This is a genomic window from Bradyrhizobium sp. FW305-F6 (assembly GCF_058782905.1).
Window position 1 is genome coordinate 1403845 of sequence record NZ_JBYSYD010000001.1, and the last position, 22099, is coordinate 1425943.

Below are 22099 nucleotides of genomic sequence, written 5' to 3' on the forward strand. Positions count from 1 at the left end.
CTGCGACGTCTAAGCATGGAGGTTCAACTCCCTGCCGCCGGTCCGTCCATGCCTCCAAACCTTCCGCACTCCCAACTGAAGATCCGCCGCGTCCGCCTCGACACCGGCCGCGAGAACGTCGTCGTCGTCTCCCGGCACTCCAAGGCACTGCGCGCCGAGCTCTTCCGCGGCTTCAGCCGCGTCGAGCTTCGTCACGGCGGCAAGGTGCTGCTGGCGACCTTGCTGATCACGGACGACGATACGCTGGCGACATCCGACGAGATCGGCCTCTCCGAACCGGCGTTCCGGCGCTTCGCGGAAGCGGTCGGGACGCCGGTCACCGTGAGGCCCGCCTCGCCTCCTGACAGTCTGGAAGCGGTGCGTGCGAAGATCCGCGGACGAACCTTGAGCCAGGCCGAGATCGGCGCGATCATCAGCGATCTCGCACATTATCGCTACTCCGACATGGAGATCGCCGCCTTCCTGATCGGATCGGCGAGCTTCATCACCAGCGACGAGCTTCTTGCCCTCACCGGCGCAATGGCGCAGGCCGGCACGCAATTGGTCTGGCCGACCCCCGTCGTCGTGGACAAGCATTGCATCGGTGGCATCCCCGGCAACCGCACCTCGATGGTCGTGGTGCCGATCGTCGCCGCTCATGGCCTGCCGATTCCGAAGACCTCCTCGCGTGCCATCACCTCGCCCGCCGGCACGGCCGACACGATGGAGGTGCTGTCGCGGGTGAACATCGGCGTCGAGGAGATGAAGGCGATCGTCTCGTCCTGCAACGGCTGCCTGATCTGGGGCGGACACGTGAACCTGTCGCCGGCCGACGACGTCCTGATCTCGGTCGAGCGCCCCCTGAGCCTGGATACGCGCGAGCAGATGGTCGCTTCCATCATGTCCAAGAAGATCGCGGCAGGCTCGACCCATCTGCTGATCGACATTCCGGTCGGACCGACCGCGAAGGTCACCGGCGGCGTCGAAGCCATGCGGCTGCGCAAGCTGTTCGAGTTCGTCGGCGACCGCTTCGGCCGCACGGTCGAGGTGATCACGACCGACGGCAGCCAGCCGATCGGCAACGGCATCGGGCCGGTGCTCGAAGCCAACGACGTCATGGCGGTGCTCGGCAACGAGCCGGGCGCGCCGCGCGATCTGCGCGAGAAGTCGCTCCGGCTCGCCGCCCATCTCCTGGAATACGATCCGAAGCTGCGCGGCGGCGCCGGCTATGCGAGGGCGCGCGAATTGCTCGACAGCGGCGCGGCGCTGAAGCAGATGCAGAAGATCATCGACGCACAGGGGCCATCGACATGCAGCAGCGAGCTCGGACCGCTCAGCCTGGACGTGGAGGCACCGCGTGACGGCATCGTGTCCGCGATCGACTGCCTGCGCATGAACCGCCTCGCCCGCACCGCCGGCGCGCCGCTGGACAAGGGTGCCGGCATTCGCCTCTTCAAGAAGATCGGCGATCGCGTGGAGCAGGGCGAGCCACTCTATCGCGTCTACACGTTCGACCGCCCCGAGCACGATCTGGTTGCCGCCGCGGCCGCTGAGCAGACTGGTTATGTCGTCAACGGTCACGAGGCGCCGCAGGGCAAGACGGCGCCGTGAGCACGATCGCGCTCCAGACATTGTCCGGCGCCGGCGATGCGGCGAAGCGCCTTGCGGCGCGGCTCGGGCTTTCCTGCGACGGAATCGCCGTGCATCGCTTTCCAGACGGCGAGCTGCGCGTCGCCGTCGCGCCGGCGGCCGACACCACGATCCTCTACGCCCCGCTCGATCAACCCAACGACAAGCTGATCACGCTGTTGTTCGCTGCGGAGGCCCTGCGGCGCAACGGCGCGACGCGGCTGGTCCTGGTCGCGCCCTATCTCTGCTACATGCGGCAGGACGCTGCATTCCATGCGGGCGAAGCCATCAGCCAGCGTGTCATGGGCCATCTGCTTGCAGCGACCGTGAACCGCATCGTCACCGTGGACGCGCATCTGCATCGCACGCCCGACATCAGGTCCGTGTTTCCATGCATCGAAGCGGAGAACCTGTCCGCCATGCCGGCCATCGCGAACGCACTGGCGGCGGGCGGCATCGACCCCGCAACCGTCGTGATCGGACCCGACATGGAATCCGAGCCCTGGGTGAGCGATGTCGCGAGCCGGCTGCGGTTGCAGCATACGGTGGCGAGAAAGATTCGGCACGGCGATCGCTCGGTTGCCGTCGGCTTTGCCGATCCCGGCCTGCTCTCGGGCCGGCCGGCGCTTCTCGTCGACGACATCGTCTCGTCCGGGACGACGCTGATCGCCGCGGCGAAGGCTCTGGCGGCGATGGGTGCGACCGCAGTCGATGCGGTGGTGACGCATGCGCTGTTTCCACCCGCGATGATCCCCGCATTCACAGTGGCCGGCATCCGCTCGATACGCTCGACCGACAGCGTGCCGCATCCGACCAATGCGATTGCGCTCGACGAAATTCTTGCAGCCGCGTTGCGGTCCGAACTGACCACGCCACATCATCCGGAGACGACGCCATGAGCATCACCGTTCGATTTTGCGGTGCCGCCCGCACCGTGACCGGGTCGAGCTATCTGTTCGAGACAGCGTCGGGCCGCTTCCTGGTCGATTGCGGCCTGTTCCAGGGCCAGAAGACGCTGAAGGAGCTGAACTACGGCGCCTTTCCGTTTCGCCCCGCCGACATCGACGCCGTGCTGCTGACGCATGCCCATATCGACCATAGCGGCCTGTTGCCGAAGCTCGTGCGCGCCGGCTTCGAGGGACCGATCCTGGCGACGCGCGGCACCATCGATCTCTGCTCCTACATGCTGCCCGACGCCGGCAGCATCCAGGAATCGGAGGTTACGCAGCTCAACCGGCGCAACGCCTCGCGCGGGCGCAAGCAGGTCGCGCCGATCTACACGCAGGCCGATGCGATCGCATCGTTGCAATCGTTTCGCCCGGTCGACTATGAGAGCTGGACCGACGTGATCCCCGGCGTGCGCGCGCGCTACTGGAACGCCGGCCATCTGCTCGGCTCGGCCTCCATCGAGCTCGAAATCGCCGAGCATGGCAAGCCACGCCCGCTGCGCGTGCTGCTCTCCGGCGACGTCGGACCGGAGGCCAAGCTGCTTCAGCCCGATCCCGAAGCGCCGACCGACTTCGACTACGTCATCTCGGAATCGACCTATGGCGACCGGGTGCGCGAGGCCACGACACCCGCGCTTCGCCGCAAGCACCTCGCGGCCGAGGTGCGCGATGCCGCGGCGGGCGGCGGCGCGCTGCTGCTGCCTGCCTTCGCGGTCGAGCGCACCCAGGAGCTTATCGTCGATCTCGTCGACCTGATGGAGCACGGCGAGATTCCGATCGCCCCGATCTTCCTCGATTCCCCGCTCGCGATCCGCGCCACCGAAGTGTTCCGCCGCCATGCCGAGAGCCTCGACCCCACCGTCGATGTCGGCCGCCTGCTCAACTCGCCGCATCTCAAATTCACCGAGACCGCGGACGAGAGCAAGGCGATCATGCGCCTGTCGGGATTCCACATCATCATCGCCGCGAGCGGAATGTGCGACGCAGGCCGCATCCGCCATCATCTGAAGCGCTGGCTGTGGAACGAACGCGCGACCGTGCTGCTTGCCGGCTTCCAGGCCAACGGCACGCTCGGCCGTTTCCTCCAGAACGGCGCCAAGGCCGTCCGCATCCAGGGCGAGGAGATCAAGGTCGCGGCCCGCATCCGCATGATCGACGAATATTCCGGCCATGCCGATGGCGCCGGCATGGCCGGCTGGATCGCGGCGCGGCGCCCCATCGCCCGCGGGCTGTTCCTGGTCCACGGCGAGGAAGCGGCGGTCGCGGGCCTCGCCGAGCGCGTGGCCGAGCGCATCATTCCCGCGGCGAAGGTCTATCAGCCGATGCTCGACGACATCTACGAGCTCGCCGCGCCAGAGCCGCGCGTGCTCGACGCCGATCACCGCCGGCGCCTCGCGCCGGAGGCCGTGACCCGTCTCGACTGGCACAACGAGATGTCCGAGCTCATGCTCGACATCAACGATCGTGTTGCAGCCGCCGCCGACGACCGCGCCCGCGGCGTCATCATCCGAAGGCTGCGACGGGCGCTGGAGGACAGAGGATAAGGCCTCTGGCTGACGGTTGCGCCGCCCCCTGCGCGCCTATGGCTGCGCGTCTCCAGCTCACGCACTGCCGATCATACAATCATTGCTCGCCGGAAACGATTGACACGCTTCGTTACATGAGCGCGCGATCGTCTGGAACGGATCCAATCTGGAATTCCTGCAAAACGCCTGGCCTCGTCTTGCTCCTGGATCGGCACGGTTGCTACCAGCCGTTTCGACTTTTGGAATCGAGCGCAAGCGTGGTGGGAATGAAGAACGCGAGATATCTGTTTGGTGCTTCCACGGTCGCAATTGCGACTCTGGCGTTCGATCCCTCGGCAATCGCGCAGACGTCTGTTGATTTGCCTCCCGTCGTCGTCGAACAGGCCCGGCCACGCCCCGCGGCGCGACCTCAACGCACATCCACGGCACGCGCGACGGGAACACGCCGCAACGCTGCGCGGACCGGCAACGCGCCGGCTGCGGCGCAGGTCGCCGTGCAGCCCGCCGCGGCGGGGGAGACCGCCACCGGCCCGGTGCAGGGTTATCTGGCGACACAGAGCGGGACCGGAACCAAGACGGACACGCCGCTGAACCAGACCGCGCAGTCGATCTCCGTCGTAAGCGCCGAGCGCGTCCGCGACCAGGGCGTCAGCAGCATTCAGGAAACTCTGCGCTACGTGCCCGGCGTATTTGCCGAGCCGGGCGGAGTGGATTCCCGCAACGACTATTTCAAGGTCCGCGGGCAGGATCCCAACGTCTATCTCGACGGCACGCGGGTGAACAACCGCAACAACTTCAACGAATGGCGCGTCGATCCCTACATGCTCGAGCGCATCGAGGTGTTCCGCGGACCCGCATCGGTTCTCTATGGCGACACCTCCACCGCGGGCCTCGTCAATCTGATTTCCAAGCGTCCGCGCGCGGACGCCGCGAGCGAGATCGGCGTGTCGTTCGACAATTTCGGCCGCAAGCAGATTCAGCTGGATTCGACCGGCAAGGTGACCAAGGACGGCGAATGGCTCTATCGCTTCGTCGGCCTGTTCCGCGACGCCGACACGCAGGTCGACTACGTCCAAGACGATCGCATGCTGCTCGCGCCGTCCATGACGTGGCGGCCGACGACCAACACGAGCTGGACCGTGCTCGGCGTCTACCAGAAGGACAAGACCGGGACGACCAACGGATTCCTTCCTCGAGAAGGCACGCTCGTGCCGGGCATCAACGGCTACATTCCCCGCAACCGCTTCGTCGGCGACCCCAACAACGATGTGTATCAGACCGAAACCGGCGCGATCAGCAGCCTGTTCGAACACAGCTTCAACGATGCCGTGAAATTCACGCAGAATTTCCGCTATGCACACGTCGACGGCGTCTATCGTTCGGTCTACGCGAACGCATTCTCGGCCGATCCCTTCCTCGACGCCTCCAGGCGCACGGTGAATCGCTACAGCTACAACCAGCAGACGTCGAACGACAATATCACGCTCGACAACAATTTGCAGATCAAGGCCATCACCGGGGCGCTCCAGCACAAGGTGCTGTTCGGCGTCGACTATCGCAGCCTCTATGCGCGGTCGTCCACCGGCTCCGGCTTCGACGCGACGCCGTTCGATCTCTATTCGCCCGTCTATACCAGCGTTCCCGTGCCTGCGCTGACGCGGGCATCGGATGCAGAACAGACCCAGACCGGACTCTACGCTCAGGACCAGATGCGGCTTGGGCCCTGGCTGGCGACGATCGGAATCCGGCAGGACTATGCCAGCACGCGGTATACCGGCGCCGACAGCGACAGGTCGGCAACGACCGGCCGCGCCAGCCTGATGTACGAGACGCCGTTCGGATTCAATCCCTACGTCACCTGGGCCCAGTCGTTCAATCCGGTGTCCTTCAGCCCGACCTATGGCGGCAGCACCTGTCTCGATGGTCCCTGCAAGGACCAGCGCGGCGAAACCTACGAGGTCGGCTTCAAATACACGCCGATGCCGGGCCTTGCGATCAATGGCGCGATCTACGACACGGTGGAGAAGAACCGGCTGTCGGCATCGAACGATCCATCCAATCCGTTCGCATCGAGCCAGATCGGCCAAGTCCGCATTCGCGGCGCGGAGATCGAGGTCATCGGCAAGGTCACGCCCGATTTCGACGTCATCGCCAGCTATTCCTACATCGCCGCCAAGGTCGAGCGGGGCGACAACGTCGGCAAGTCGGTGGAGGGCGTCCCCGCCAACCAGGCCTCGCTCTGGGGCAAGTATCGCCTGAGCGCGCTCGGCCTGCACGACGTGACGGTGGGTGCCGGCATGCGCTACATCGGCGACTCCTACGAGGAAACCAATACGTATACGATCCCGTCCTACACGCTGTTCGACATGATGGTGGCCTACGATCCCGGCAAATACAGGCTGCAGCTCAACGTCAACAACATTGGTGACGAACGCTACGTGGCGGCCTGCTATGCGCGCGGCGATTGCTATTACGGCCTCGGACGCACCATTCTGGGAACGGCGACCTACCGCTTCTAATCCGGCATCGAGCGCGAGCTTTGATGGGCCGCGCGTGGGGCACGTGAGATTCGCCATCGAGAGGATTGCCATCGCAGACGCACGGGTTCTCACGCTCGCGGCTTGCTGACCCCGAGCTTTGCTGTCCTCTTTCGCCCTCATCGAAAGCGAGGGCGCAGGGAAGGCTGGGCGCCGGCTGGCACCCGAAGTCCCGCGTGTGCGATGAGAACGCGCACGGGGGTGGACGACAGGTCGCCGGACATCCCGGCCTTCCCTGCGCGATGGTTTTCACGGTGTCCTTCGTGCTCTCCCCGGGGAGCGATTCACTATTGCCCCCGTCGCCATGCAGATGGCTGATGTACGTGCCCGGTTGGGCCGTGAACATCACCACATGACTTGACGCACAGACCCCGGGCGTCAGGACCACACGACTTCTCCGTCCGCGCACATCCCCGTCCGCATTCCCGACAACTGGCGTGCGCTCGCCGCCGAGACCGAACAAGGGATGCTGTCAGCGCCGTGTCGTACCGCGCCTGTCGGTGCTCACGGATTTCGCCGCCCTGCAACCACCCTTGCGCGCCGACGCCGTCGCGGCCACCGCATCCCGGCCCGCGTCTCGTGACGATCGCGAAACGCCCCTCGTGGCGGGCAGGATGTTCCGGCTTGTACGGCGAAATCGAATTTCTGTAAATGCGAATATTTTAGCGGGCGGCTATCGACCTAGCGCTGGGGTGTTCTGCCCGACAGGCAACGCAACCCATTGTGGCCCGGACGGAGCGCACCAAAACTGGCCAACGCCGGCGGATGGCCTGGATGGCGCCTCGCTCCATTCAGGCCTCGGCGCTTTGAAGACCTTACGAGAGCTGATATTCTTCGGCGGAGTGGGCTCGACGAGCCATGTTGTCAATCGATCAACCGCCACTGCCCGAAGGATGCGGATGAGAAGCGTGATGCTGCTGGCTCTCGGCCTCATGCTTGTCGCCGTCTGGCCGCACGACAGCGCGAGAAGCCAGACTTCGGCCGCGCCGCCGGTTTCGCTTGCCCCGCCCGATGCATCGCCGCCACGCCCGAGTGTCACCAAGCCCGCGCGGGTGACGAGAACTCCGCCGGCGGCGCCCAGCAGAGAGCCTTCCGTGATCGGAGGGCCTCAATCGAGGCCGAATCAAGCCGCCGACTACGATGGCTTCAGCGTCGGCACCGTCGATGACGTCGACACCCCGAGCCGCATGCCGCCGCCTGTGCGTTCACGCGCAGCGACGGACGCCAGGTCCAATCCGGATGCGAATGGCCTCGATCAGGAAGATGGGGCGTTGCAGCGAAAGCTGATGATCTGCCGGAACTGCAGATAGCAGGGCAATCGGGTAGACTGTGGCGGCGGCCTGCGCGCACGCCTCGTCCTTCGAGACGGCGCTGACGCGCCTCCTCGGGACGAGGCTCATCAGCATCAGTGCTCGTTGAAATAGCTGCCGCGCACTCCGCCCTCATCCTGAGAGCCTGACTCAAGCGGGCGTCTCGAAGGATGACCGAGAGGAAACTCGCAAACGAGATAGCCCTGCTGCAAATAGGAATGCGGTTACTTCGAAGGTTCGCCGATGCCGCTCACCTGTCGCCAACCTCGACCGCTTCCAAGACCACTGCCGTCCGATCAGCCAGTTCGGGAATTTTGGCGAGGTAAGCCTGGTAATGCGGCGAGGCTCGGTGAGCTTCGACGGCCGCAACGTCGCGGTACAGTTCGTCGAGAACGTAGCGATCTTCGTTCGATACGTCGCGCCAGACATCCCAATGCAAGTTGCCGGGCTCAGCTCTGGAATGCGGTGCCATACCGACGAGCAATGCGCCGAGTTCAGCAGACTTGCCCGGGCGAGCAACCAGGATAGCGGTAATCTTGGCTGGCGATTGCGTCATTCGATAGCTCCCCATGCGAATGCAAGCGCAGCTTCAGAGCCGAGCCTATCCCTCTGGAATTCCGGACACTGCAATCTTCAGGTTTTCGCAGCACTGCTCCTGTCCTTGAGGGCGGCCAGCAACTCCTTTCCCAGCACTCCGGCCGACGCCGGGTTCTGCCCCGTGATCAGCCGGCCGTCGACGACGACGTGAGGCTGCCAGTTGGCCGCCGACGAGTACGCGGCACCCTCCGCCCTCAACGCATCCTCGAGCTCGTAAGGCACGTCATCGCGGGCGTAATCGTACTCTTCCTTCTTCGAGAAGGACGTGAGCTTCTTGCCGCGCACGAAAGGGACCCCATCGCCAAGGTCGACGCCAAGCAGTGCGCACGGCCCGTGACAGACAGCGGCGACGATCTTGCCGGTGCTCCAGGCCCGCACAACGGCATGCTGGACCGCTGCATTGCGCTGGATGTCCACCATGGGCCCAAGACCGCCGGGCACCAGAATGGCGTCGTAATCGGCGGCGTCCACCTCTGACAATCTGCGGCTGTGATTCAAGCGGCGAAACGCTTTGCTCGCGAGAAACTCCTTCTGGGCGGGATCTTTCTCATCGTACGCGTCGTAGGGCGTCCATCCGCCGGCGGGCGACGCGAACTCCACCGCGACCCCAGCCTTGTCGAGCACTTCGAACGGATGGGCGACCTCGGCGAAAAAGAAACCGGTCTTGCGGCTATGCGGACCGATTACGGCTGCGTTGGTGACGATGAAGAGGACATGCTGGGTCATGGTTTTCTCCTTTCGATCGGGATCGCCCCGGCGCCACGCAGGGAACGGTCAGTTCGGACAGGGCTGCCCGGCCGCGCCCCACATCGCCATGTCCTTGACGTGATCCTCGAAGGTGCCCGGCGGCGTCGAGCGGCCGGCTCCGGGCGCCCAGCCGCGCGGGATGAAGCCGCTCAGCGACGCATCGTGCCGCAAATGCTCGACGAGGCCGGCGGCGTCACGGCCGCCATTGCGCTTGGGATCCTTCATCTGGGCGCAGATCTCGGCGCCGCTCTTGCCGAACCAGATGAAGGCCACCGGCGCGAGCTGCCAGTCGATCCCGGCGCGCGGCGGAGCCGGCGCCGGCTCGTTCGCCTGGGTCGAGGTCATGTGACAGGTCGAGCACGGGATCGCTTCCGCGCCGATGCGGCTCTCGCCGCCATGAATGTTCATGCCATGCGGGCGAGACTTGGTTTCGCCGGCCGGCGTCCAGATCGGTATGGCCTTGGCATCGACGTGGCAGTTGGCACACCGTGGATGCGTCACGACGGCCTCGATCCGCTTCCAGGCAGCGAGGCCCTCGGCGCGGCTGACGCTACCCGGCGGCAGCAGATCCTTGGTGGCCTCATCCTTGGCCGCGACGATCCCGGTCAAGGCTGCAATGGCCGACGTCGCGAGGACCAGCGCCATCAGAGATGTCTTCATGGCTTCCCTCACACGAAATCGATGAACTTGTTGAACGGCATTTCGCGGATGCGTTTTCCGGTCGCGGCGAAGATCGCATTGGCGAGCGCAGGCGCGGCGGGTGGCACCGGCGGCTCGCCGACCCCCCTCACCTTCGGATCGTTCTCCAGCCCCCGCACTTCGATGATCGGGCATTGGTAGATCCGCATCGCCTCATGATGATTGTAATTGGTCTGCTGCACTGCGCCTTTTGAGTAGGTGAGCTCGCAGTTCATGGCGTGGCCAAGCCCCCAGACCACGCCGCCCTGGACCTGGTTCTCGAAATTGACGGGATCGACGACCTTGCCGACGTCGGCCGCAACCCAGACCTTGTCGATCCGGATGCCTCGCTCCGTCGCCGTCACCTCGACGACTTCAGCGACGGGTGTCCCGAAGGACTCCACGAAAGCAACGCCGCGGCCACGACCGTTGCCGAGCGGTCCTTTCCAGTCCGACATCTCCGCGACGGTCTCCAGCACTTTGCGATAATGCGGCACGGTGCACATCGCGATGCGCGCCTTCATCGGGTCGAGACCGGCCGCATGGATCAATTCGTCGATGAAGCTCTCGGTGAAGAAACCGGATGTCGAGGCGCCGACCGAACGCCATGCCGTACTTGGCGACAATCCTTGGGCCTCGTAGCTGGTGGCCCGGAAATTGGGGATATCGTAGTAGACGTTCCACAGGCCGGCGGCCAATTGCCCGTCTGGATCTTTCGACGGCGTGCCCGAACGCTCGAGCAGTCCCTTGAGCGGCGTGGTCGAAGCCAGCTGCAGATCGGCGGCGACGATCCTGCTTTTGTCGACGCTGCCGCGGTGCCGTGCGATCGCAATCTGCCGCGGAATGTCCTGGAGGAAATCTTCCTCGCGCGAGAACACGAGCTTGATCGGCGTGCCCTTCATCTGGTTGGCGATCTGGGCGAGCACTCCGATGTTCTCATATTCCAGACGGTGGCCGAAGCTTCCGCCGGTCCATTGGTTGTGGAAGGTGATCTGCTCCGGCTTGAGGCCGATCGCCGTCGCCGCGACCCATTGCACGAAGCGGGGGCTTTGGTGGCCGACCCAGATCTCCATGCCCTTGTCCGTGACGAGGCCGATGCCGTTCAGCGGCTCCAGCGGTTGATGGGCCACATAGGGTGCGCGATACTCGGCTTCGACGAGCTTGCCCGTCTTCAGGCCGGTGTCGATGTCGCCGATCTTCTTCCACTCCTTGCCCAGGAACTCGGGCTTGAACGAGGATTCCAGAACTTTCCAATGGTCGGCCTGCTCGGCGGGATAGGCCGAGGGCGCCCACTCGCAGGCGATGGCGTCGACCGCCTTCATCGCGTACCAGCTGTTGGTCGCGATCACCGCGACTCCGTTCTTGATCTCCAGCACCTTCTTGACGCCCGGCATCGTCCGCGCCTTGCTGGCGTCGTACGACTTAATCGGCTGGCCCTTGTTCGGGTTCAGCTTGACTGACGCGTAGAGCATGCCGTCCATCTTCATATCGATGCCGAACTTCAGCTCGCCCATCACCTTCGCGCGGACGTCGAGCCGCATCATCGGCTTGCCGAGCATGCGCCATTTGGACGGGTCGCGCGGCTTTGCGTCGAGGACCGGCGGAATTTTGGACGCCTCGGCCGCAAGCGCGACATAGGCGATCTTGCTACCGTTGGGCAGGATCACATGACCCGATTGCGTGCGAAGGTCGGCTATCGCCACGCCAGAACGCTTGGCCGCGGCGGCCTTGAGCGTCTCGCGTGCGACCGCGCCGGCAACACGCAACTTCTCGTAGGTGTCCGGGATCGTGCTCGATCCACCCGTCATCTGCAGGCCGGACTTGCGCAGCCATTCGAGCGTGGCGGCGCGCGCTTCCTCCGCGGCCGGACTCTGGTCCGCAGCCACAAACGGCGCGAACTCGTCGGCGAAGCCCGTGTTGAAATAGGCGGGGCTCGGGCCGGCAAACCGGATTTCGAACTGGCCGGGGTCGAGATCCATCTCTTCGGCGATCATGATCGGCTGCACCGATCCGACGCCCTGGCCGATGTCGGCATGTTGCGCGATCAGCGTGATCTTGTCCGGGCTGATCTCGACCCAGGGATTGAAGGTCACCGAATTTGGGCCGAGGCCCGTGGCCAGCGGATTGCCGTCGGTGCTCGCGGTCGCGGCCTCGACATTGCCGTAGGCGCCGAACGCGATGCCACCGGCGACGGCGGCCGATCCGAAAACGAAGGCCCGACGCGAAAGGGTCTGCATGTGGCCCATCTCACTTCTCCGCCGTCTTGCTCGCCGCCGCAGCCGCGTGGATCGCAGCGCGGATGCGCGGATAGGTGCCGCAGCGGCAGAGATTGCCGGACATCACCTGATCGATCTGCTCGTCGGTGGGCCTCGGGATCAATCCCAGAAGCGAGATCGCCTGCATGATCTGTCCGGTCTGGCAGTAGCCGCATTGCGGCACCTGATGCTCGATCCAGGCCTGCAAGACCGGGTGCTGATCCCTGTTGTCCAGGCCTTCGAGCGTCACGACCGATTTGCCCGCGACCTCGCCGATATGCGACTGGCAGGACCGCACGGCCAGGCCGTCGATGTGAACGGTGCAGGCGCCGCATTGCGCGACGCCGCAGCCGTATTTGGCGCTGGTGATGCCGAGTTCGTCGCGCAGCACCCACAACAGCGGCATCTCGGGAACGACGTCCACCTGGCGCTTGATCCCGTTCACCGTGAGCTCGATCATATCGATACATCCTCTCGCCTGGCAGGCCGCCACAACAGCACTGCCCGATACACGTCGATGAATATTTCCGGATCCTGCGGGATCATGCGCAAATCCTGCGCGATGCGGTCTCGCCCTGGTCGGCTTCCGTCTCGGCCCCGCCGCAGCACAATTCGCGATACTGTCCCGGGGTGAGATTTGCAGCCTTCCTGAACACGCGCGTGAAATTGGCCTGCGAGCCGAAGCCGAATTCGAGGGCAATCTCGACCAGGGAGAAACGGTCGCGCGCGAGTTCTTGCCGCGCCGCCTGGACTCTGCGATCGGTCACGTAACGATGCGGTGACAATCCGGTCGCCTCGCGAAACAGCCGGGAAAAATGATAGGGGCTGAGGCAGGCCTGGGCCGCCAGATCCTCCAGCCTGATATCGCTGCCGAGAGACGCCTCGATATAGTCCAGCACGCGCTGGAGGCGCCGCGGGTCGAGCGCCGGCGACTTGTCGGGCGCGCGCCAACGATCGATGGTGTAGTTGCCCAGAAGATGCGCCGCAAGCGCAACCTGGATCCCGTCCACGAACAGCGCGTCGGTCGGCTGGCGCGGGCGATGGAGCAGATCGCGAAGCGGCGCGCAGATGTGGAAGAGCACCTGGTCCGCCAGACCGTGAGCGTAGGCGATCTCAACTTTGGCCGGATCGACGCCAAAATCCGCAAGTGCGCTATGGTCCAGCAGCGCCGGCGGCAGATAGAGAAGAAGACATTCCATTCGGTCGGAAAGCTCGAGATGGCTCTCCTGCGTCCCCACGGGCACGAGATAACTCATGCCCGGCCGTGCGAGACTCTTCTGGACTTCGCCGTTGCCGGCGCGGCACACCATGCCTCCGCCCGACAGCAGCATGACGAGCTCGGTGCAGATGGGAACGGGCGTTGCCTGACAGCCCGCCTCGAACTTGCGATGCTCGATGCTCAAGCCCGGCCAATCATTGGCCTCAGCGAGCTTCTCGCTGTTCTTGTACTTGTGATCTCCATGCGTCACGAGCGCCATTACGACCTCCGCTTCGTTGCGGCGATTCCCGGCCCCGTATCGCGCGAGAGCGATCATTCCATCCAGTGGAGATTTGCAGCCCCGGTTACTGCCACGCCGGTAGCGTATTACTCACAAGCCGCGGCAGCAGAGTCCAGAGGCGGCGCGGTTAAAAGAGGTAAAAGCCAGACAAGGCAAGGGCTTGGAGCCAGTGCATCTCGACTCGGAAGCCCGATCTCGTCGCACATCAGCAAGATGCGTGCGTCATCGCGCAGGAATCGGAAATACCGCAATGCGGGCGTGCGCTAGTGAAGGGCCCATCAACGGCGATGTCGCCGTATCGAGGATAGGAGCCTGAGATGAAGCCGCTGATCTCCGCACTCGCTGCAATGTCGATCGCAACCGCCGCTCCCGCGGTCGCTGCCGAGAAGACCGTTTCCATCGTCCTCGTCCACGGCGCCTTCGTCGATGGCTCGGGCTGGAAGGACACCTACAACATCCTCGCGGACGCGGGCTATGAGGTGATCGTGGTGCAGCAGCCGACGATCACCCTGCGCGACGATGTCGCGGAGACCGAACGCGTGATCGCCAAGGCCCGGCATCCGGTCATTCTCGTCGGACATTCCTATGGTGGAATGGTCATCACGGAAGCCGGCGACAACCCGAAGGTTCGCAGCCTGGTCTATCTCGCGGCCTTCGCTCCCGACGCCGGTGAATCGGTCAGCACGCTGGCGGAAGCTCCGGTGCCGGCCGGCGAGCACAAGGCTCCGCTGGTCACCGAGGGCAATTATCTTCTCGTCGAGCGCGAGAAATTCCCCACCTCTTTCGCGGCCGACGTCGATGCGGCCACGACCCGCTTCATGGCCGCGGCGCAACTGCCCTGGGGACTCCAGGCGGTGCAGACCAAGGTCGATCGCGTGGCCTGGAAGACGAAGCCGACCCATTACATGGTGACGAGCGAGGATCACATGATTCCGCCGACGGCGCAGCGCACCATGGCCAAGCGTTCGGGCGCGAAGGTGACGGAGATGAAGAGCAGCCATGCGGTGATGCTGTCGCATCCGCGCGAAGTGGCGGCCTTCATCAGAAGCGCAGACACGTCAGCGACCGACTGAGATCGGCCGCGCCGCACATGGATAGACAAGGACTCGCACCATGGCCCTCAAGGATATTCTGCCCGGAAAACTGGGCTTCGGCGCCGCGCCGCTCGGCAACATGTTCCGCGACATCCCGGAGCAGGAAGCGCTCGCGACGGTGAATGCCGCCTGGGAAGACGGCATCCGCTACTTCGACACCGCGCCGTTCTACGGCGCGGGTCTGGCCGAGATCCGCATCGGCGCCGCGCTCGCCGGCCGGCCGCGGACCGACTATGTCCTCAGCACCAAGGTCGGGCGCCTGATCCTGGACGAGATCGAGGATGTCAGTGTGCGCGACCTCGGCGAGAAGGGCGGCGTGTTCAAATACGGTCGCCCGAACAGGATCGTGAACGACTATTCCAGGGATGGAACGCTGCGCTCGATCGAGGACAGCCTGAAGCGGCTCAGTACCTCCCACATCGACGTCGCTTTCGTGCACGACGTTGCGCAGGATTTATACGGCGACGAGTGGCTGTCGGTGTTCGAAAGCGCCCGCAAGGGCGCGTTCAAGGCGCTCGACCGGCTGCGCGACGAAGGCGTGATCAAGGCGTGGGGGCTTGGCGTCAACCGGGTCGAGCCGATCGAGCTGCTGCTCGCACTCGAAGAGCCACGCCCCGACGGATTCCTGCTCGCGGGCCGCTACACGCTGCTCGATCATGCCAAGGCGCTTCAACGGGTGATGCCGATGGTTGCGGAGCATGAGCTCGCGATCGTCGTCGGCGGCCCCTACAGTTCGGGCGCGCTCGTCGGCGGGCCGAACTTCGAGTATGCGCCGGCACCTGCGGAAATCCTCAACAAGGTGGCGCGGATCAAGGCGATCGCAGATCGCTATCGGATCAGCATGAAGGCGGCCGGCTTGCAGTTCGCGCTCGCCAATCCCGTGGTCGCCGCCGTCATTCCCGGTGCGAGCCGCCCGGGCCGCATCGCCGAGGATCGCGCAGCGCTCGAGGAAGCCATCCCGGCGGACTTCTGGCGCGAGCTGCGCTCCGAGGGGCTGGTTAGCCCCGCAGCTCCGCTTCCCGCCGCAGATTGAGCAAACCCACCGAACGATCAAGGAGAACAACATGACAGATGCAGCTCACAACGCCACCCACATGGACCGCCGCGCCTTGCTTCAGACCGCCGGCGCCGCCGTCATCACCGGCCTCGTCGCCGGCACGACAATCGACGCACGGGCAGCGACACAGGATGCGCAGCGCGACGAGGCGCCGCTCGGCGCGCGGCTCCAGGGCGTCCAGCATTTCGGGCTGACGGTCCAGAACATGGAGCGCGCCTATCAATTCTACACGGAGGTGCTCGGCGGCACCGAGGTGTTCCGCCACGGCGACTTCCAGGGCGATGAAGTGCAGAACACGCTGCTGGCCGACCAGGAGATCGAGGCCAACGCACGCGGGGTCAATCCACGGACGATCGGTGTTCCCGACCTTCGAAGCGGAGCCCAACGGCTCGACGTCCGCTTCATCCAGTTCGACAACATGGTGCTCGAACTGCTGCAGTATCGCGAGGCCGATCAGCCCATCGGCAGCGCGAAGAGCTTTGCCGAGCCGCTGGAGCATATGAGCCCGGCTTTTCCGCGCATGATGCACATCTGCTTCTACGTTCGCGACGATGTCGACTTCAACAAGTTCATCGCCGACCTCGAAGCCGAGTCCGCGCGCCGCGGCATGACGCAGGTGAGAGCGAACCGCACCATCCGCGTCATGACGGAGACGGAGCGCAAGGCCGCGCCCCGCAGCGCCAACACGAACCGGGTGACCGCCGAACCTTCGAACGGTTGGGAGCTGATCTACTGCAAGGGACCTGAAGGCGAGCAACTCGAGTTCGTCAAGGCGCTCGGCCCCGTCAAGCAGCGCTTCAGCGAGGCCCTGGCAAAACGGCAACAGAAGATCGTGCGCTAATTCCTTTGGACGCGGCGGGCAACCGGTCAGTGCCCTTGACCTGGTCGCCGCCGCTCACCCCACATGCAGAGGATGTCTTCATCATGCAAACTGTCCCTCGTATCTTGCTTGCGGCCCTCCTGTTCGCCATCGCGACCCTCTCTGCCGCAGCTCAGGAATCGCCGGGCGTTCGCTACCAGCAGGTTCCCGACGGCGCCTATTCCGTGGTGGCGCAGGTGCGCGCCAAGCCCGGAAAAGAAGATCTGCTGCGCGCCGCCACCTTGCCGCTGATCGACCTGGTTCGCGGCGATCCCAAGAACCTGGTGTACTTCCTGCAGGAAGACCGCGCCAAGCCGGGCCATTTCATATTTTACGAGATCTTCGCCAGCCGCGCCGATTTCGACGCGCACAACGCGATGCCATACGTGAAGGACTGGTTCGCCAAGCTGCCGGAACTTGCCGACGGCGGCGTCGAGGTCATGCACATGGCTGTTCTTGCAAAGCCCAAAAAATAGTCGAAGGCCTCGCAACCGAGCACGTGGCGGCCGGCGAGCCGTTTTGTCGCAGCGTGTTCCGGACCAATGGCGGGCCCAATCGGAACGGCTCTCTTCAACAAGTGTGCAGCGCATGATAATTGCAGGGCGATCTGATCGATCGACTGGAATGAGCAATGCGGGCTGCCACGGAGACACGACAACGGGGCACAGACCGACAGGAGCTTGCATACTGCTTCGGCCGCTTTCGGCTGCTTCCCCGGCGCCAGTTGCTGCTTCTCGACGGGCGTCCGGTCAAGCTGGGCGGGCGCGCATTCGAGCTGTTGCAGTTGCTGGTGCAGCACTGCGGCGAGCTCGTCAGCAAGAATGAATTGATGGCCGCGGCCTGGCCGGGCACCTTCGTCCACGACAGCAATCTCAAGGTCAACATGTGGAGCTTGCGGCGTTCGCTGGGAGATACCCAGATCGAGCCCGTCTACATCGCGACGGTGGCACGCCGCGGGTACAAGTTCATCGCCGAAGTGCAAATCAGCATGGGCGAGATCGAGAACGATCCGGCGCTCGCCGAGCCGGTACCCTTGCCCCGGCCGCCGTTGTTGCGCGGCATCGTCGGTCGTGAAGCGGAAATCGTCGAGATTGCCGATTTGCTCACTGACAACAAGCAAGTGACCCTGGCTGGCGCAGGCGGCGTCGGCAAAACGACAATTGCCCTGGCCGTCGCCCGGACATTTGCGCCACAATGCCGCGACGGCATCTGCTTCGTCGATCTCGCCACGATTTCTGATCCCACGCTGTTCGGCTCGGCGCTGGTGACGGCACTTGGTATCAGGGGGAATACGGACAACAGTCTGGCTGCGGTCCTCGATTATCTGCGACCGCGGCAGATGCTGCTCATCCTCGACAATTGCGAGCATGTGCTGCCCGCCGCAACCATCTTCGCCGGCAGGTTCATGGCGGACACATCGCCGTCCAGGCTGCTTGCGACGAGCCGCGAGCCGCTCGGCACCACCACCGAGCATGTCGTCCGGCTTGGCTCGCTGGCCTCGCCGAAGCCCGGCCACGGCGTGCCCCTCGATCATGCCCTCAGGTTTCCGGCGGTGCAGTTGTTCGTCAGCCGCGCTGCCGAATGGTCCGACTACCAGGTCGTCGACGATGATTGCGAGGCGGTCGCCTCGATCTGCCACGCGCTCGACGGCCTTCCGCTGGCCATCGAACTGGCGGCGGCCCAGATCGGCAGGTTCAATCCTCGGCAATTGGTGGAGCAGCTCGACCACACCTTGCGTTTCCGTGCCCCTGCGGCCGATGGCGCGCCGCCGCGCCACGAAACCCTGATGGCGACGATCGATTGGAGCTACAAGCTGCTGTCGCAGAGGGAGGCGAGGCTGTTCGGCCTGCTGTCGGTCTTCAGTGACGCCTTCGAGGCCGAGGATGCGATCTTCGTCGCGGAGGCGGCAGGGCTCTCGCCCGTCGACGTCGTCACCGGCCTTGGCAGTCTCGTGGCCAAATCGCTTCTGAGCGCACAGGCTCGGGGCTCAAGCCTGCGCTATCGCCTGCTTGATAGCACTCGGCGCTATGCCGCCGAGCAGCGTCAGATCGATCCTGCCTGCGGCCGGGCGCAGCGCCGCCACGCGCAGCGCGTCCTCGCTCTCTTCGAACAATCGGAGCAGGAGTGGAACTGGCGCGAGCCGGTCGATTGGACACAGCGCTACCTTGGTCGCATCGCCGACCTGCGCGCCGCGCTGTCGTGGGCATTCGGTGGGCAAGGCGATCCTGCCCTCGGGATCAGGCTCACGGTTGCAGCGATCACCTTGTGGTCGGAAACCTCCATCCTCTCCGAAGCGCAAGCGCGACTGAAAGATGCCCTCGCCTTGGCGAAAGCTGTTCCATGCGACGATCTGTTGAAGGCAAAACTCGCCTGTGCCCTCGGATGGAGCCTGTTCTACGCGCGCAAGATGTCGAACGAGAACGAGGTCGCCTGGCTCGATGCGATCGCCTTCGCAAGGTTGGCAGGCAGCACCGAGTATCAGCAGCGCGCGCTGGTGGGCTTTGCGTTCTACCTCCTTCAGATCGGCGAGGTCCCGCGCGCCACCACCTGTCTCGAGGAGGCCACGGCGCTGGCCGACCGCGACCGCGACCTGACCGCAACGTCCGAAGCCGACCGCGCGCTGGCCTGGGCCCACGCCTTTGCCGGCGAACTGAGCAAGAGCCGCCCGGTACTCGATCGTCTCGCCGCAACCCATTCGCTGGCCGAGGGCCGTTCACGCAAGGATGCGAACGAGGTCTACCGCTTCATCACCGTCCGCTTCAACCTGCCCTTCGTGGCCTGGATGCAAGGACAAGCCGACTACGCAGCAAGACTGGCTCGCGATGCCGTCGACGCCGCCGACCGCAGCGGCCATTGGGTGTCGCAGTCCAACGCACTCGGGCTCGCTGCGCTTCCCGTCGCGCTCGAAACCGGAAATCTGGACGCGCTTGCGGGCTTCACCGAGCGTCTGCGTCGCAACCTGGAACGCGAGCGCATCTCGCGCTGGGTTCCGGTCGAGCGTTATTTCTCGGCTTGTCTTCGCGACGTGCGCGGCGATCCGCGTGCAGTGGAGGACATTCGCACAGCGATCGAAGAATTGATCGAATGTCGCTTCCTGATGCGGATCGGCAGCTATCTCGCATTCCTCGCTCGCGCATACTTACGGCAAGGCCGGCTCGCGGAGGCGCGCGAGGCGATCACGCGGGCGATCGGCCATCAGGAGCGTCAAGGCGAGCGCTGGTGCCGGGCAGAACTTCAGCGCGTCGACGCGGCGGTCCTTTTCCAGGCCGGCGAGCCGCTGCGCGCCGAGAAGCGGCTGCAACAGGCCCTCACGGAGGCGCGAGCCATCGGCGCAAAGACGTTCTCGCTGCGCATCGCCACCGATCTCGCTTCACACTGGATTGCGACCGGCCGCAGAGCCAAGGCCGTCCGACTGCTTGCCCCGATCCATGACGACTTCACCGAAGGCTTCCAGACGCCGGACCTGCTTGCTGCCTCACGCTTGCTGCAACGCGCGAGGCCGACCGCGCGCGACCGCGGCCATCGTCAACAGTCGGGGCCTGTTCACACTCGCGATGCATAGCTGGCCTACCGCCACGCTCCCCGCACGCGCTTTACGCCACCGTAAATTCCTGATCCTCTCTCGGTCAATCAGCCGGACCAACCGGCCAGGCCCAAGGAGAGAGACGCCATGAAGCTCGGCACCGCCATCGCAGAAATCATGCGGCGCGAGGGGATCGAGATCCTCTGCGGCTATCCGGTCAACCATCTGATCGAGCACGCGGCCAAGGCCGAGATCCGACCCGTCATGGTGCGGCAGGAGCGCATCGGCATCCACATGGCGGATGCGATCTCGCGGGTTACGTCGGGACGCAGCATCGGGGCCTTCTGCATGCAGCACGGGCCGGGCGCGGAGAACGCGATGGGCGGCGTCGCACAGTGCTTCGGCGAATCCGTGCCGGTGCTGGTGCTGCCGATGGGCTATCAGCGCCGGCTTGCGCATGTCGAGCCGAACTTCAACTCCAGCGAGGCGATGAAGCCGTTCGCGAAATCGTCCGAGCCGATCATCCTGGCCGCTGAGGTCGTCAACATCTTTCGCCGCGCCTTCACCAAGCTGAAGAACGGCCGCGGCGGCCCCGTGATCGTCGAGATTCCCTCGGACATGTGGAACGAGGAGGTGCCGGAGCCGCTGAACTACACGCCGGTGCTGCGCACGCGGTACGGCGCCGACCCCGTGCATGTGAAGGAGGCTGCCAGCCTGCTCGTCAATGCGAAGCGGCCGGTGATCTATGCCGGCCAGGGCGTGCATTATGCCGAGGCCTGGCCGCAGCTGAAACGGCTGGCCGAGCGGCTGGCGATCCCCGTCACCACCAGCCTAGGGGGTAAATCATCGTTTCCGGAGACGCATCCGCTGTCGCTCGGCTCGGGCGGGCTCGCGGTGCCGCGCGCGGTGCCGAAATTCCTCGCTGAGGCCGACGTCATCTTCGGCATCGGCTGCTCGTTCACGGAGACCAATTTCGGCATCGCGATGCCGAAGGGCAAGACCATCATCCATTCGACGCTCGATCCGAACCATCTCAACAAAGACGTGGAGGCCAGGATCGGCCTCGTCGGCGACGCCGGGCTCGTGCTCGACGCGCTGCTCGAAGAGATCGGCCGGACCGTCACGTCGGATCGCGATGCCTCGGCTGTTGCGGCCGAGATCGCGGCCTCGCACAAGGAATGGCTGGCGAAGTGGATGCCGAAGCTCACCAGCAACGAGGCGCCGCTCAGCCCCTACCGCGTGCTGTGGGACCTTCAGCATACCGTCGACATCGACAACACCATCATCACCCATGATGCCGGCAGCCCGCGCGACCAGCTCTCGCCGTTCTGGAAATCGACAAAACCCCTCACCTATCTCGGCTGGGGCAAGACGACACAACTCGGCTATGGCCTCGGCCTCGCGATGGGAGCCAAGCTCGCAAAGCCCGACAAGCTCTGCATCAACGTCTGGGGCGATGCCGCCATCGGTTTCACCGGCATGGATTTCGAGACCGCGGTGCGCGAGCGCATCCCGATCATGTCGATCCTGCTCAACAATTTTTCCATGGCGATCGAGTTGAAGGTGATGCCGGTCTCGACCGAGAAATACCGCTCGACCGACATTTCCGGCGACTACGCCGCTATGGCACGCGCCTTCGGCGGCTATGGCGAGCGGGTGACGCGACCGGAGGACATCGTCCCCGCGATCAGGCGCGGCATCCAGAAGACACAGGAAGGCATCCCCGTGCTGCTGGAGTTCATCACCAGCAAGGAGACCGAGGTGTCGCGGCCGGGGACGTGAGACGGGCGCTCCTTGAACATGCAGGCAATCGCATCCGGGAGCGATATCGCCTGTAGCCATCCTTCGAGACGCCGTGGGCG

Annotated in this window: 17 protein-coding genes; 10 read left to right on the top strand and 7 right to left on the bottom strand. The window is 64.9% G+C overall.

The genetic code is table 11. The features are described from left to right. Positions 1–48: 48 nt before the first annotated feature. From AC3WLX_RS06770 to AC3WLX_RS06785, 4 genes are all read left to right on the top strand, one after another. Positions 49–1590 carry a thymidine phosphorylase family protein gene (locus tag AC3WLX_RS06770; protein ID WP_492335196.1) on the top strand — a complete coding sequence of 514 codons (1542 nt, stop codon included), beginning with the start codon at positions 49–51 and terminating at the stop codon, positions 1588–1590. After that, positions 1587–2507 (top strand): ribose-phosphate diphosphokinase, encoded by a 921-nt coding sequence (locus tag AC3WLX_RS06775; protein WP_492335197.1) that lies wholly within the window; start codon positions 1587–1589, stop codon positions 2505–2507. The genes AC3WLX_RS06770 and AC3WLX_RS06775 overlap by 4 nt, the downstream gene beginning before the upstream one ends. Then, positions 2504–4099, top strand: coding sequence for an MBL fold metallo-hydrolase (locus AC3WLX_RS06780; protein WP_492335198.1), 1596 nt, complete (start codon positions 2504–2506; stop codon positions 4097–4099). Before AC3WLX_RS06775 ends, AC3WLX_RS06780 begins: the two co-directional genes overlap by 4 nt. A gap of 248 nt (positions 4100–4347) precedes the next feature. After that, complete coding sequence (locus tag AC3WLX_RS06785; RefSeq protein WP_492335199.1) at positions 4348–6600, top strand: TonB-dependent siderophore receptor; 2253 nt, start codon at positions 4348–4350, stop codon at positions 6598–6600. A gap of 1223 nt (positions 6601–7823) precedes the next feature. Here AC3WLX_RS06785 and AC3WLX_RS06790 read toward each other — a convergent pair. From AC3WLX_RS06790 to AC3WLX_RS06820, 7 genes are all read right to left on the bottom strand, one after another. Then, a complete protein-coding gene (locus AC3WLX_RS06790) occupies positions 7824–8024 on the bottom strand; it encodes a hypothetical protein (protein WP_492335200.1) in 201 nt (66 codons plus the stop codon). Between the two features lie 154 nt (positions 8025–8178). Further along, positions 8179–8484, bottom strand: coding sequence for a putative quinol monooxygenase (locus AC3WLX_RS06795; RefSeq protein ID WP_291621772.1), 306 nt, complete (start codon positions 8482–8484; stop codon positions 8179–8181). Between the two features lie 77 nt (positions 8485–8561). Then, positions 8562–9251 carry a type 1 glutamine amidotransferase domain-containing protein gene (locus tag AC3WLX_RS06800; protein ID WP_291621774.1) on the bottom strand — a complete coding sequence of 230 codons (690 nt, stop codon included), beginning with the start codon at positions 9249–9251 and terminating at the stop codon, positions 8562–8564. A 48-nt stretch (positions 9252–9299) separates the two neighbouring features. Next, a complete protein-coding gene (locus AC3WLX_RS06805) occupies positions 9300–9932 on the bottom strand; it encodes a hypothetical protein (protein WP_291621776.1) in 633 nt (210 codons plus the stop codon). Positions 9933–9940: 8 nt separating this feature from the next. Further along, positions 9941–12196, bottom strand: coding sequence for a xanthine dehydrogenase family protein molybdopterin-binding subunit (locus AC3WLX_RS06810; protein WP_492335201.1), 2256 nt, complete (start codon positions 12194–12196; stop codon positions 9941–9943). Between the two features lies 1 nt (position 12197). Beyond that, a complete protein-coding gene (locus AC3WLX_RS06815; protein ID WP_492335202.1) occupies positions 12198–12665 on the bottom strand; it encodes a (2Fe-2S)-binding protein in 468 nt (155 codons plus the stop codon). Between the two features lie 82 nt (positions 12666–12747). Beyond that, entirely contained in the window at positions 12748–13683 is a 936-nt protein-coding gene (locus tag AC3WLX_RS06820) for a helix-turn-helix domain-containing protein (protein ID WP_291621782.1), read from the bottom strand. Between the two features lie 338 nt (positions 13684–14021). On the opposite strand from AC3WLX_RS06820, the gene AC3WLX_RS06825 reads away from it, so the two are divergent. The 6 genes from AC3WLX_RS06825 to AC3WLX_RS06850 all read left to right on the top strand — a co-directional run bounded on the left by AC3WLX_RS06825 (position 14022) and on the right by AC3WLX_RS06850 (position 22019). Beyond that, positions 14022–14777, top strand: a complete 756-nt coding sequence (locus tag AC3WLX_RS06825) for an alpha/beta fold hydrolase (RefSeq protein ID WP_492335203.1) — start codon at positions 14022–14024, stop codon at positions 14775–14777. Positions 14778–14817: 40 nt separating this feature from the next. Further along, positions 14818–15831, top strand: a complete 1014-nt coding sequence (locus tag AC3WLX_RS06830; RefSeq protein WP_492335204.1) for an aldo/keto reductase — start codon at positions 14818–14820, stop codon at positions 15829–15831. A gap of 31 nt (positions 15832–15862) precedes the next feature. Beyond that, entirely contained in the window at positions 15863–16696 is an 834-nt protein-coding gene (locus tag AC3WLX_RS06835; RefSeq protein ID WP_492335205.1) for a VOC family protein, read from the top strand. A 35-nt stretch (positions 16697–16731) separates the two neighbouring features. After that, positions 16732–17190: a putative quinol monooxygenase gene (locus AC3WLX_RS06840; protein ID WP_492335206.1), complete on the top strand. Its 459-nt coding sequence runs from the start codon at positions 16732–16734 to the stop codon at positions 17188–17190. Positions 17191–17438: 248 nt separating this feature from the next. Next, a complete protein-coding gene (locus tag AC3WLX_RS06845; RefSeq protein WP_492335207.1) occupies positions 17439–20276 on the top strand; it encodes an ATP-binding protein in 2838 nt (945 codons plus the stop codon). Positions 20277–20321: 45 nt separating this feature from the next. After that, the gene (locus AC3WLX_RS06850; protein ID WP_492335929.1) at positions 20322–22019 is read left to right on the top strand and encodes a thiamine pyrophosphate-requiring protein; all 1698 of its coding nucleotides are present in this window, start codon (positions 20322–20324) and stop codon (positions 22017–22019) included. The last annotated feature ends 80 nt before the right edge of the window (positions 22020–22099 follow it).